Origin of the sequence: Parabacteroides sp. TM07-1AC (assembly GCF_003480915.1) — a bacterium.
Classification (GTDB): domain Bacteria; phylum Bacteroidota; class Bacteroidia; order Bacteroidales; family Tannerellaceae; genus Parabacteroides; species Parabacteroides chongii.
Genome location: NZ_QUKD01000002.1, coordinates 433,814 through 447,032, shown reverse-complemented (window position 1 = coordinate 447,032; position 13,219 = coordinate 433,814). Strand labels below are relative to the sequence as shown.

9 protein-coding genes are annotated in these 13,219 nt (G+C 41.9%); 1 reads left to right on the top strand and 8 read right to left on the bottom strand.

The window, feature by feature from the left end; all coding sequences use genetic code 11:
* Positions 1-4 precede the first annotated feature (4 nt).
* From DXD68_RS06530 to DXD68_RS06495, 8 genes are all read right to left on the bottom strand, one after another.
* On the bottom strand, positions 5-1,000 hold the full coding sequence (locus tag DXD68_RS06530) for a metallophosphoesterase family protein (RefSeq protein WP_122360841.1): 996 nt from the start codon (positions 998-1,000) through the stop codon (positions 5-7).
* Positions 1,001-1,007: 7 nt separating this feature from the next.
* Positions 1,008-1,910 (bottom strand): alkaline phosphatase, encoded by a 903-nt coding sequence (locus tag DXD68_RS06525; RefSeq protein WP_122360840.1) that lies wholly within the window; start codon positions 1,908-1,910, stop codon positions 1,008-1,010.
* An 82-nt stretch (positions 1,911-1,992) separates the two neighbouring features.
* Positions 1,993-3,063 carry a metallophosphoesterase gene (locus DXD68_RS06520; protein WP_122360839.1) on the bottom strand — a complete coding sequence of 357 codons (1,071 nt, stop codon included), beginning with the start codon at positions 3,061-3,063 and terminating at the stop codon, positions 1,993-1,995.
* A 19-nt stretch (positions 3,064-3,082) separates the two neighbouring features.
* Entirely contained in the window at positions 3,083-5,125 is a 2,043-nt protein-coding gene (locus DXD68_RS06515; RefSeq protein ID WP_122360838.1) for a BNR-repeat neuraminidase N-terminal domain-containing protein, read from the bottom strand.
* 120 nt (positions 5,126-5,245) lie between these two features.
* Complete coding sequence (locus DXD68_RS06510) at positions 5,246-6,283, bottom strand: endonuclease/exonuclease/phosphatase family protein (protein WP_122360837.1); 1,038 nt, start codon at positions 6,281-6,283, stop codon at positions 5,246-5,248.
* Between the two features lie 13 nt (positions 6,284-6,296).
* Entirely contained in the window at positions 6,297-7,820 is a 1,524-nt protein-coding gene (locus DXD68_RS06505) for a SusD/RagB family nutrient-binding outer membrane lipoprotein (protein WP_122360836.1), read from the bottom strand.
* Between the two features lie 12 nt (positions 7,821-7,832).
* Positions 7,833-11,135, bottom strand: coding sequence for a SusC/RagA family TonB-linked outer membrane protein (locus DXD68_RS06500; protein ID WP_122360835.1), 3,303 nt, complete (start codon positions 11,133-11,135; stop codon positions 7,833-7,835).
* Between the two features lie 258 nt (positions 11,136-11,393).
* Positions 11,394-12,416 (bottom strand): FecR family protein, encoded by a 1,023-nt coding sequence (locus DXD68_RS06495; RefSeq protein WP_122360834.1) that lies wholly within the window; start codon positions 12,414-12,416, stop codon positions 11,394-11,396.
* Positions 12,417-12,608: 192 nt separating this feature from the next.
* Between DXD68_RS06495 and DXD68_RS06490 the strand changes: the two genes are divergently transcribed.
* Complete coding sequence (locus tag DXD68_RS06490) at positions 12,609-13,196, top strand: RNA polymerase sigma-70 factor (RefSeq protein WP_122360833.1); 588 nt, start codon at positions 12,609-12,611, stop codon at positions 13,194-13,196.
* The last annotated feature ends 23 nt before the right edge of the window (positions 13,197-13,219 follow it).

Below are 13,219 nucleotides of genomic sequence, written 5' to 3'. Positions count from 1 at the left end.
CGTATCAGTCTTTCTTCTTGATAAAGTCCGAAGGATAATTCACCTTGTTGATGATCTCGTTATCTTTCAGCCGGATCCAGGTCTTGAAACCTTTTTCTCCTTCTGTCATTTCGATCACACGGGCACCGTTGGTCAGATTGTTATAAACCGTGTCGCCACCGGTATAACGGCCGTAAGCCAATAAGATACCTTTCCAGTAAACGGCATAATCGTCATCATGGTCGTGACCGACAAATACGCCTTCGATGTCTCCCATTTCTTTCATGGAAGCAAACAGGCCGGAGTTCAGTTGTGGTGCACAAGCCTTTTCCTTACGTGTTCCTACCATTATAGCAGTTTCGTCAGATGCAGCCTGATTGTATTCCGGTAAAGCGATGTGGAAGAATGCCAATGAAGGAACCGGCGTTCCACCGTTTTGCTTTGTGAATTTAGTGCTGTTGTCGCGATACCATTGAATCTGGTCGAACTTGATGTAATCGTATCCGCCGATCCCTTCGATCTGTGAATACGAATGAGAGTCCATACAATAAAGTACGGCTGCATCTTTATTTCCATTCGACGATTTGATCGGCAGGATGTAGTTGCTGGCTCCGGATACACCTTTTACTGAGTCGGTCAGGTTATAAGGGATTGTCCGGATAATATCGAACAGCTGCGCACGTGTCAGTCCTTGCTCGTTATCATGGTTACCGAATGTCATACCGAAAGGTATTTTGCGTTGGGCTGCCAGGTTGAGTATGGTGCGCATACCTTCTTCGGCAGGTTTTCCGTAGATAACATCACCGGTGAAGAGTACTAGATCCGGCTTTTCTGCATCCAATACCTCATTAATCCTTTCAACAGAGATTGCCGATTTCGGATTGTTATGGATATAATGTACGTCCGTAAATTGTACGATCTTGAATTTTCCGTCTTTATTGAATTTCAGTGACGGTTGCTGGGCGTTACCGTTCAGTAAGCCGCCCAACAGGAATAACATGCTAAATAATATCTGTTTCATCATTTATTTATTTAAATACCGGCATCGGACGTCCGATCCAAACTTGCGGTTGTTTCAGGTTGAAGATTTCAGCAACGGTAGAAGCGCAGTCGAACTGCATCATGCTGATGTCATCGAAGCAATATTCTTTTTTGATATTTTTACCGGCGATGATAAAAGGAGTCTCCATTTCCTGCATAGTCTTGCCGCCATGTCCTTTGTTGATGCCACCGTGATCGGCTGTGATGATGAAAATCGTATCATCGTACATGCCGGCTTTCTTTACTGCGTCGACAATCTGGCCGATATAACCGTCCAACTCTTTGATTTTAGCATAGTAAGCGGGAGTGTCGTGTCCGTCGGCATGTCCTACATGGTCCGGATTATCAAAAGCGATCATTGTAAGGGTCGGCTTTTTCTCGGTGATGTATTTAACGGCCATTTCGCATAATACGGTCGGTTGTTTGTTATAGTCGGGACCTTGTGCATGATAGCTCATAGACAGGGTATCGACAAGATATTTGATACCGTCCCAGTCGTAAAGACAACCGATCTCCGCATCCGGCTGAGCGTCGCGAAGCAATTGGAAAACTGTCGGGAAAATGCCGTGTTTATTTAGTTCGCGTGAAGGCAGTTCTGGTGTTTTTGATCCCCATTCTGTGTATCCGTGGATCTCTGGGCCCGCACCCATGAACATAGAGGCCCAGTTCACAGCACTGGAAGATGGCAGTACGGAACGTTTCTTCAACGTATAAGAACCGTCTTTCATAAATTGTTTAGTGACGGGCATCTCCGCTTTTTCTACACTGTAAGCTCCCCAGCCGTCAAGGCCGATCCAGACTACGTGTTTTGCTTTTGGTTTGGCGGCAAAAGCCGAACTAACGGTGAAAATGGTTAAAACCAGAAAAAGTAATAAGTTTCTTTTTTTCATGATATGTGTTTAATTTTGTATTAGTACATCAAAGGTATGTAAAATAGGTACGAATATCTAATTATCATAGCTTCTTTTATCATTATTTTATAGTAATATCGAATTGGTCGTACGACTCGGTTCTCCAGGATTTATCGGCTGTTGTCGGCGAAATAGCGAAAAGTGGGGAGAACGTTTTTATCTTAATTGTCTGACCATCCGGCATAAATTCCATGATACGCAACCAGCCGTCGCCACCGTTGCCATGCCAGAAACCGTCGGCCGTCTGGGCGTTGAACATCATCTGTGGAATCTCTTTGCCGGCAGCATTTTTATCCACACGGAAAGAAACATTGTCCTTGAAAGGAGCTATCTCGCATTCATGGCCGCAGATCACCATACAGATGTTGGAAGAGGGATATACGAGTTTCTGCCAAATGGCTTCCCCGTAATTAGCCGGAGATACTTTGTAGTTCTCTTTTATGTGGCGTTTGCCGTTCCAGGCGAGATAAGAGTGGGTTAGGAGAATAACTTTGTGATCTTTATACCTCGGCTTTTCGGTGATAGTCTTTGCCCATTCGATGGCTTCGTCGCGTGGTGCGAACTCCAGGGAGATAACCAGTATTTTGCCCCAGGTCTTCGTGTCGAATTCGTATGCTGCATTTTCAAGCGTAGGGATATCCTGATAGTTGTTTCCCACTTCTACCAGTGATTTTCTCCAGCAGGAGTTTCTTTCCGATGGGAAATAGGCTGGGAAACGGCATAAGCGGTTTTCCGACTTTTCGTATCCGTAGTCATGATTGCCGGTACAGATGACGTAAGGCAATTTATTATCCAACCGGGCAAAAGCCTGCGAGGCCGCTTTCCATTGTTCTTCGCTGGTCTGGTTGCCGTTCACGCCGTCCGGTATACGGATTTCGTTCTGTTCAACCAGGTCGCCGGTACATAGGACGGCTTCGATATTTAATCTTTCTTTGTTGTTGGCTGTCCATGCGGTCATCAGTTCGAACAACGGCTGGTTGACATCGAACTTGATGTAGCTTTGGGGATCGGGCAACAAGATCATGGAGAATGACTGGTCGTCCGTTAATTTAGGTTGTACAGGCTGTACCTGTGCATTCATTGTCATCAGATTCAGTAAGGCGATGACGGATAAGAATAATCTTTTTTTCATGTGTATTTAGTTTAATGTATTATTTGTCGGAAGGAGGCGTCAGTTCAAATGTAGTCAGGACTGCTGCATGGTCGGAAGCCCATACGTCGTCTATCTCCGGTGTTGTTTTTATGATTTTGGAAGAGACAGCGCGGATATTGTTCCCTTTATAATAAAGGAAGTCGATCCGACTAACTTGCAGATGACCGTAAATAACAGCAAAGGTTCCTTCCGGACGAGTCACTTCATCCGGGTTTATTTCTCTGAAGCTGTCCTTATACCCTTCTTCCTGCATATATAAGGAGATAGGAAAAGGAACAGGACCGTAGCCAAAATGGATAGGGGCTGCCTTTTGGGTCCAGTCCAGATGGCTGCAGGAATTGAAATCGCCTCCTATGATAATAGGCATATCATCTTCTGTCAGGTAGGGCTTTGTATCTTTTTCCAGAATGTATTTCATGTCCTCCAATCCCCGGGCGGCATCTTCTGCAACCCATGTTGAGGTATTATGTCCGATACAAGGATAGTTACAGGAATATTCCGGTTGATAAGCATAACGCAGCCAGCAGGCATTGACTAACAATGGACGGTTTCCGGGCAGTGTTAATTTAACAGGATTGGAATTGAATGTTTTTTTTGTCGGTATCTCTGTTATAGGATATCGGCTGAAAAGAACGAGATTGTCTTGTAGTGACGGTGTCTGCATATAATATCCCAATGAATCCTGAATACGTTTCTGACTGCCATACCCCTCTTGCATAGTGATAATATCAGCATTTGTCGCTTTCACAAGATCGATGATGCGTGCCTGACCGTCATCTCCGACATGATTGCCTCCATGCCAGATATTCCATTGCAGGACTTTTATAATACCGGGGTTGTTTTTACTACTTTCACTGATCCTTTTATCAATGTTTCTTTCGCCTGTTTCCGGTATATAAGTTGTTTCTCCCAGCTTGAAAGAAGGAACGGATATTTTGATCTTATTGCCGACATGGGCCTTTTCCGTTATGTCTGCTGTAACTAACAGGTAATTGATGCCGGGTGTTAATGTCAAAGCACCTTGCTCATCTTTGAATACCATTCTTTTTTTAGGGGTTTCTCCCTGGCCGAATAGCTCTGTTTTAATACCTGACCGGGCTGTTTTCCCCGTATGATAAATATGTATCTGAGATAAGTCCGATAATGCGGTTACATCGGACAAATCAAGTTCTAGCTCAGTTAAGCGTAATGGTTTTTGATCTCCGGTTACGGCAATTCTAAGTTTAAGAATCTGGTCATCAAAACTTCCCTGATCCACATCCCATTCGCTGTCTATCACAACAGCATTGAATAATTCTTGTTGCTTAACGGGTTGAATGAATTTAGGATTGTCATTGACCATCGTATATGCCATGGGACTGGATCCTTTATATTGATTTCTTCCGTTTCGGATATGGTATGCCTGGTCTCCTTTACCCACCCAGTTGGTTGAAACATCTTTTATACCATCGTCAAAGTTGTAATATGCAACCAGTGTTTTAAATTGAGGATGATTAGGTTCTAAGGGTTTGCCCATCCATTCTTTCAGTGTTTCTGTCGGTATGGCTGAGTTCCAGATACGAACTTCATCCAGTAGTCCTCCGAAAGTGGTCGGTTCACCTTCATTTACTCCCAATGCTCCGGGTAGAACCGACATGGCTGTTGTTTTACTGTCGACAATTTTTCCGTCCAGAAAAAGGCGGGTGGTAACGCCATCGCAGCTTACTGCTACATGGTGCCATTGATCATCCAATATCTCTTCCGACCATAGATCGGGCCAAGTGCTATGAAGCCTTCCTTTTTCAATGACCAACGGCAGATAATCCGCCCTGTTTGTCAGGCTATATTCGCCACCTCCAAAAATGACTTCCAGGTCTTTCCATGAATTATCATCACCTTTGATCCACGCTTCAAGGGTCCATGAGCCAGTCAGGAAACCGATGCCGGTACGGACGTTATTGTCTTTTCCATCCAGGTGAAGGGCTAGATTACGGGGAGTAGATTGTGCAACAGATGTGATCCATGTAGAATAAAGGAAGAATAGGATAAATAAATATTTCATGATACTTAGAATAATGTGTTTTATACCCTCAAAGGTAACTGTTTTGTGTGAAAAAGGGATGGGATTTCTCCCATCCCTTAATAATATTTTATAATATAAGGTTAATATAGTTCGTGTCGTTTATTTTAAGTCGAATGTGACCAGTACCGCTTTGTGGTCAGTAGGCCATATTCCTGCCGGGAGGATGAATTTGTCTTTACTATCCTCTTCCACACGTTTTCCCCGCAAAATAGATTTGGAGGGACCGACGATCGAAGCACCTTTCACTTTTAATCGTTTGTCAGGAATGAAATAGATGAAATCGATCCTGTCCCTTTCGTCGGCATCCGGAGCCCACGATAATTTCTCAGTTCCAACTCCTGTATTGTCAGAGGGAAATGTGAATCCCGGATGGGTGACAGGGTCGGGATAAATCTCACGGAAAGCATCTTTAAAACCGTTCTCTGTTAATAGAACGGAACAATCCCAACGGATCACAGTTCCGTTATGGTCCCGTATATCCTTTGTGTTTTCCATCCAGTCCAGGTGCGACGGTTCATTGAAGTCACCTCCTAAAAGAACGAGGTTGCCTTTCGCCTTTTCTTTCATCGCATCAACGATTACCCCTTCGATTGCCTCATCTCGCAACGATTCTTTATTCGCTTTTTGAATTTCATCGTTATTAAGAATAGGTTTGTCGAGTTTCTTCCAGGTTGTTCCGCTATAACCTCTCGGCAGGTAACAGGCATAATGGGTATAATCCAGATGGGCCGAATAGACGACAACTGTCTTATTTCCGATCTGTATTGTCGCTTTCAGTACCGAACCGGCATCGTTCTTTAACGGATAATTCGGATGTTGGTCTGTAATCTTATATTTAGAAAGTATGCCGACATCCAGTGTGCTGCTTTCTCCATAATATTCTTCACCTCTTTCCTTGATCGCTTGAAGGATGCGGGGGATAAATTGTTTCCCGTCATAGTTTCTCACTTCACTGAGTAGTACAATATCGGGTTTAAGGCGGACCACCTCGTTGGCGATGGCATCGAATCCGCCCTGTACCATGGTCCCTTCCTGCCAGATATTCATTTGCAGGACAGAGATCTGTCTCCCTTTACCATAAGAGCTTATGGTAAAGGTGAACAGGATCAATGTTAATAAATAGTATCTTATATTCATTCCGTTTCTTCAATTATTGTAGAATCCACATCGCTTTATTTATATCGTCCACACCGTTAAACTGACGCTTTACGGCTTCATCAACATTCTCTTTGTTAAAGCTGTATTCTGTCATCGGATACATCCAACGCAAAGGAATCGTGTTCTTGTTTGTATTCAGATTCGTATTCGGATCTATCGGTAATACCGGATAACCGGTACGGCGGTAGTCGTAGTACGCATCATACGGATGCTGGAGGAAGGAAGCCAGGTATTTCTGGGTCAATACTTTTTTGATGTTATCCTCTTTATCACTTCCTAGCTGAATAGCAGGCGATTGCAGATAGTCGCTTATTACTTCAGGAGTCAGCTTTCTGCCATAATGGTATTTTACATCGTCCGGAGTTTTGTCGACTATGAAGTTCATGCTGGCTTCAATACCTTTTTTATAATAAACAGAGGCATCTCCGGAAATCCATCCGCGTAAAGCAGCTTCTGCCAGATTGAAATTTTGTTCCGCGTATCCGATCCTGATGAGAGGTTCTCCACTAGGAAGGTCGGTATAGCGGGCATTTAATCCGGAGAATTTACCTTTGGAATAATCGCTTTTAATGTTTTCGAACGGCAGGGCGGGATTGATACCGATGTAAGCATCCCACTCGGAAGCATCGATACCCTCGTCTGTTTTTACTTTGGCTGGTTTTGCATAATAGAACAGGCGGTAATCTTTATATTCTTTAAACACATCGATGATTGTGCTGGACATAATGGAATAGCCGGCATGTTTGGTTTGTGTGTTATGGAATGGATATACTTGATTTGCTTTATCGGCATAAACCAACTGGAAATTGTCATCATTCGACTCCATCAATGTAGCTGATGAAACAAGGCGGGCAAAGCGTTCTTTCACTTTCAGGTCGGGATCAGATTCCTTTTTGGATAAATTGATCAGTACTTTCAGGCGGAAAGCGGTGATCGTTTTTTTCCACTTGTCTGTGTTCCCTTTCAGGATAGGATCTCCCTCGAAATTATTTGCCAGGGAGAACGATTCGTAGGCTTTATCCAAGTCGTCAAGGATAGATAGCATCACCTCTTTCTGAGTGTCATATTTGGGTTTGATGTTATCTACTTCGCCCTGCAATGCTTCCGAGTAAGGAATATCTCCTACTTCCAGTGAGAAGTAAAACAGCTTGTATGCTTTCATGAAATAGGCAAGTCCCTGATAAGCATCTTTTTGATCATCGGATGCCTGTTCGACCATTTTAGCGCAGTTTGTCAGCACTTTGTAATCGGTAAAATCAGTGCGTTCGAACCAGTTATACTGATAACTTTCCATCCCTTCGCCCCAAGCCAGTTGTTTGCTGAGGAAATTATCGTATACAAAGTTTTTACTTCCTCCTGTTTTAGTGATATTGAGCAATAACTTGGTTGCCAACAGTGCCGGTGTCGCATTATTTGCAGCATTCGGATTGGTGTTGATATCGTCAAAATTGTTACAGGATGTCAGAAAGACATGGAGTAAAAATAAACAGATAATATATTGATTTAATTTTTTCATCTTCAATCTTTTTTAAAAGTCTAATTTAACATTGAATCCAAGATAACGCATAGAGGGGGAGTTCAGTTTTTCTTCTCCTCTGTCGGGGTCAGAGTATTTAAACTCTTTCGTCCAAAGGAAGAGGTTCTGTCCTACGAATCCGATAGTAGCTCCTTTCATTCCGGCTTTTCCGCAGATATTTTTGGGTAAAGTGTATGAAAGCGATAAGTTACGCAGTTTAAAGAATGTCTGATCAAAGATATTCTGAGTTCTTAGCGAACCGATATACGGGTTATAATTTAATGTATAGGTTTCGTAGGAAACCTCTTTGTTATTAGGGGCAAATACGCGGTCGTCGCGGGTGATGTTACCATTAGAGTCATAATCAACACTTCCGGATACGATCATTACACCAGGACCGATATAATTTTTCTTACCGTTTACCACCTCGTCGTAACGCCATTTGTTGTCAGACTTAATATGTGCTCCCGAATTCCAAAGTGCCTGGTCGGTAACAGAGTGAGCCTTGCCGCCGACACGTCCGTCGAAGGTCACATTCAGCGTGAATCCTTTGTAGTGTACTGTATTGGAAAAGCCCCATATCCAGTCTGGATTTGAATAGCCTACAACTGATTTGTATTTGCTCAGTACCGGGTATCCGGCTTCGTGAATGATATTTCCCTGCGGATCGCGTTCATAATCGTATACATCATCTATCCAGTCCCAGCGTTCTCCGGCTTTTACCCACGGGTACTGAGAAGAATATACCGGATCCACTTTGGCATAATAGTATCGGTCCATAGACCAGTTGAATGTTGAGTTCCATTCAAAATCTTTTGTTTTGATGATGTCACCCGATAGAGTGATTTCCCCGCCTTTTCTGACTTGCTCTTCTTCAATATTGATCAATGTTTTTTCAAATCCGCTGGTCGGACTGATCTTGGCTTCGCTTGTCAGGTTATAGTATAATGTATTATAATAGGTTGCATCTACTCTTAACCTGTTCTGGAATAAGCTGAAAGCTGTACCGATTTCGTAAGAACGGGAAGCAGAGGGTTTCACTGTTGTTCCTCTCAACATTTCCGGATAATAAGCGGAATTTAATCCGTCCCATACATTTGTTTCGACAGTGTAGGTATTGTTTGTATCATAAATATCCAGGTCCTTTTTGGTTTGTGTCCACGATCCTCTTACTTTCCAGAAATTGATCTGTTCCGGCATAGGAATGAATTGTGATAATACGACACTTCCTGATACGGACGGATAGAAATAAGAACGTGTATCTTTATTCAGGGTCGACGACCAGTCGTTACGGGCTGTCACGTCGACGAATACCGTACTTTTCCAGGATGCAGATGCTTTTCCATAAATACTGTTTACTTGTTTTCTCTTATATTCGCTACTCACCTTGATCGGATCTACACTTGCCTTTAATGAGTAAAAACCTGGAATTGTCAGTCCGTTCTGTGTTTCATTCAATACATTATCATTTTGAAGATAATAGATTGTTCCACCGACGAAACCATCTACAGCAAAATCTCCGAAAGTATGATTGGCTGATAATATAGCGTCATTGTTTATACTGAAACCTCCCAATCTTTTTAATCCGTAATATCCTTTCTTGCTCCATCCTCCTAGAGCGCTGATTGGATTTTGCCACTCTTTCTTTTCTGAATAAGAGTCGATACCGGACCGAATAGATAATTTTAACCAGGAGGTGAAATCGTATGTGGCAGACATAAAGCCATTAACAATGTCATAGTAACTGGATTGCGTGATTTCGTTGGCGATAAAATAAGGATTGTCATACCAATTCTTATCCATCCAGTTTTGTTGTACATCTTTTTTTACCCAATAGTTCTTATAATCCCGGATGTCGTATTCTGCCCCCGACCAAACCAATAGATTATAAAGAAAGCCACCTCCGCCATAGCCGGCACCCATATCTGTCGGAACCAGACGTTTGTTATAGGTAATTCCTCCTTCGAATGAAAAATCATTCCATTTCATATCTCCTGCAACGGAATAAGTGATCTTATTCATTTTAGAGTTCGGATACTGACCTTTGTTGTATACATGGGTAAAAGAGGCTCTGACACTTCCGTATTTTCCTTTTTGGGTAATGCTGATATTGTTGTTTGTCACTAAACTCAATTCGGTGAAGTTCTTCAGATTATTTTTCCCTTTTGAGACAAGCGGCTGCTCTTCCCATTGGTAAGTATAAGGATTATATTGTTCTGCCGTACGTCCTATATCCAGTTTATCTCCCCATACGTAATCGCCTACACCATAGGTACTACCACCTCCGGAGCTATAAGATGTCTGTACTTTCGGTAATTTTAAATAACCGGCATTGAACATTGTGTTACTGTTGACACTGATATTTAATCCTTCTTCTTTTCCTCTTTTAGTTGTGACCATCACTGCACCGTGTCCGCCTCTGGCTCCATAGAGGGCTGAAGCTGTGGCCCCTTTCAATACGTCCACCGATTCAATATCGTCAGAAGCGATATCACTTAATTCCATATTGTTATAAGGCACTCCATCGATTACTAATAAAGGCTCTTCACCTCTTAAAAGAAGTTTGGGTGCTTGATTGAATTCTGTACTGTTTTGTACATTCAGACCTGCGATCCTTCCGGTTAAAGCAGTTCCTACATCAACTGATTTTACTGTATTCAGACTTTCTCCGCTGACTTTCTGCACGGCATATCCTAATGCCTTTTCTTCTCGTTTGATGCCTAAAGCCGTAACAACTATTTCCTGTAGGTTCTGTGAATCTTCTTCAAGCTGAATATTGAAAACAGAGTTACTTCCTACCTGTATATCTTTGGTGACGTATCCGATATAGGAAATGACTAATATCGCTTTATTGGGTACAGACAAACTGAATTTTCCGTCTATATCCGTGATAGTTCCGTTGGTAGACCCTTTCTCTATCACATTAGCCCCGATGATCGGTTCTCCTTTAGAATCAGTTATTGTCCCTGAGATATTTTTAATCGATTGTTGTATGGTTGCTTCACTAAGCACTTCTTTGTGAGATAGGATAATACTTTTCTCCAAAACTTTATAACTGATATCCGTTCCGTTGAATAATTGTTCCAATACATTGAAGACATTCTTCTTGTTGCTTTTAATGGAAACGACACGGTTGGTATTTACCTGTTTGTTGTTGTAGAAGAAATGGAATTCAGATTGTTTTTCAATTTCGTCCAAGACCTCTTGTACTGTCTTGTTATTAACGTTCAGAGTTAATGTTGCAGATTGACTGTAACTGTCGGAGGCATATGCCAGTCCGATGCATACAAATAACATTATTGCGGTGAGTCTCATACATAATGGTATTTTTTTCAGGATAATAAACGATGAATTCACCATCCTGAAGTGTTGGATGCTAAAATAATTTGTCATAGATTTGTAAGTGATTTTAGAGTTAAAAAAATTCATTTGCTGGCAGCTTGTCGCCAAACAAGCTAACAGTAGGTTTTCATACGGGGAAATACGCCAATATTTTCCCGTATGTTTTGTTTAGGGAGGTTCGAATGTTTTCATTTTAGTACTTGAATTTAGGTTGTTCATACTTCTGTGATTTTAATAGAGTTCAACAATAGTTTTTTCTGATATTTTATCTGTTCCTGTTTCAGGGTCGACAAACTTATATTGAATACCCGATGATAAACGGAAATGTTCAAGTATAAGATGAAGATGTTGTCCGTCAAAAGTTCCGGTAAACGAGTTTTCATACAGTAGGTCATTCTTTACGATGAACTCGGTATTAAATCGTTTATTCAATATTTTCAACGCTTCTTCAAAAGTCGTGTTCCTGAAGATAACCAAGCCGTCTTTCCAGGCTGTTAGTGTGGGAAGATAAGGTTTGTTCTGGCTAATGCCTTTTGTTTTCGAATTATAGGAGATTTCTTCATTGGGTTTCATGATCAGCGTCTCTTCCGTGTTATCCTTATTGGGGAATGAGAGTCTGACGGAACCGGAGACTAAAGTAGTGATCACCTTGTTGCTTTCTTTGTAAGCCTCCATATTGAACTCAGTACCTAAAACCTCGGCTTTCAGGTTAAATGGTGTGTTGACGATGAATCGCTTCGACTTATCTTTTTGTATGGAGAAATAAGCTTCTCCTTCCAGTTCAACGCTCCGTGTATCTCCTGTGAACTTTTGCGGATGCTTCAGATAAGAGCGGGAGTTAAGCCACACTTTACTTCCGTCAGGAAGATTAACGGCTGCGACCATACCCGGATTCGTTCTGATTTCGATGAATTCGACCGGATCTTGTTTAGTTGCAAAGTAGAGCGTGCTGATCAATAAAGGTATAACGAGAATAGCGGCGATCCGTTGCAGCCAGAAAATGAACGAATGCTTATTATTCCCTTTTCTGTTAATCCTCTCCTTCACTTCTCCCAATGCCAGGGTAGAGTCTACCGATTTAATAGTATTGAGCGTATCCGTGGCAAAATAGATATACTCGATATCTCGTGCCATCTTTTTATTTTCCTCTGATTCTTGTATCCAGGACTCGACTTCTTGCTTTTGGGCAGGTGCGAGTGTTCCGGAAAAATAGTCCAGAAGATGTTGTTCATCTATATGTTTTTGTGTATCCATTTTGTCTCTTTTATAATTAAGACTAACGAGCGGAGAAACCTCCTAAACGAAAATGCACTTTTTTATAATAAATTTTTCTATTTGTTTGGTTTTGCTAAAAACTTAATCGGGTTGTAATAGGTCAATAGGTTTAAAAATACTATTTTTGCACGGATACATACATAAGTCTTACAGGAATTAACATACCATTATATGCTTTCGACAACACTCACGGATAATACAAATGACGAGGTTCTTTTTCAAAGAATCCAGGCGGGTGATGTGAAGGCTTTTGATGTATTGTTTATGCGTTACTATCCTTTATTATGTGCGTATGCCAAACGGTTTGTCGATTTTAATGACGGGCAGGAGATCGTGCAGGATGTCATGGTTTGGTTTTGGGAGAACAGCTCTATGCAGGTGATAGAAACGTCACCCAAAAACTATTTGTTCAAAGCTGTAAAGAACAGATGCCTGACATTGATCAACCGGAACGAACTGAAACAGCGGATAGTCGAAACCCTGTCCGTGAATATGCAGGCTCAGTATGAAGATCCCGATTTTTACGTAGTGGAAGAACTCGCGAGGAATATTGAAGCAGCTTTGTCCCGTTTGCCGGAAAGCTATCGGGAAGCGTTTGAAATGAACCGATTTCAGAATCTGACGTATAATGAGATTTCAGAAAAACTGAATGTCTCTTCTAAAACAGTCGATTACCGCATTCAGCAAGCCCTGAAACTTCTCCGTGTCGAACTGAAAGACTATCTGCCGTTATTGATGGCCTTAGTCAGAATTGTCTGACAACTTTTCCGTCTAAAGCCACC

What these genes read in the sequence shown, in the direction of transcription:
- DXD68_RS06530 (WP_122360841.1), bottom strand. Translation starts at nt 1,000, where the DNA reads ATGAAACAGATATTATTTAGCATGTTATTCCTGTTGGGCGGCTTACTG.
- DXD68_RS06525 (WP_122360840.1), bottom strand. Translation starts at nt 1,910, where the DNA reads ATGAAAAAAAGAAACTTATTACTTTTTCTGGTTTTAACCATTTTCACC.
- DXD68_RS06520 (WP_122360839.1), bottom strand. Translation starts at nt 3,063, where the DNA reads ATGAAAAAAAGATTATTCTTATCCGTCATCGCCTTACTGAATCTGATG.
- DXD68_RS06515 (WP_122360838.1), bottom strand. Translation starts at nt 5,125, where the DNA reads ATGAAATATTTATTTATCCTATTCTTCCTTTATTCTACATGGATCACA.
- DXD68_RS06510 (WP_122360837.1), bottom strand. Translation starts at nt 6,283, where the DNA reads ATGAATATAAGATACTATTTATTAACATTGATCCTGTTCACCTTTACC.
- DXD68_RS06505 (WP_122360836.1), bottom strand. Translation starts at nt 7,820, where the DNA reads ATGAAAAAATTAAATCAATATATTATCTGTTTATTTTTACTCCATGTC.
- DXD68_RS06500 (WP_122360835.1), bottom strand. Translation starts at nt 11,135, where the DNA reads ATGAGACTCACCGCAATAATGTTATTTGTATGCATCGGACTGGCATAT.
- DXD68_RS06495 (WP_122360834.1), bottom strand. Translation starts at nt 12,416, where the DNA reads ATGGATACACAAAAACATATAGATGAACAACATCTTCTGGACTATTTT.
- DXD68_RS06490 (WP_122360833.1), top strand. Translation starts at nt 12,609, where the DNA reads ATGCTTTCGACAACACTCACGGATAATACAAATGACGAGGTTCTTTTT.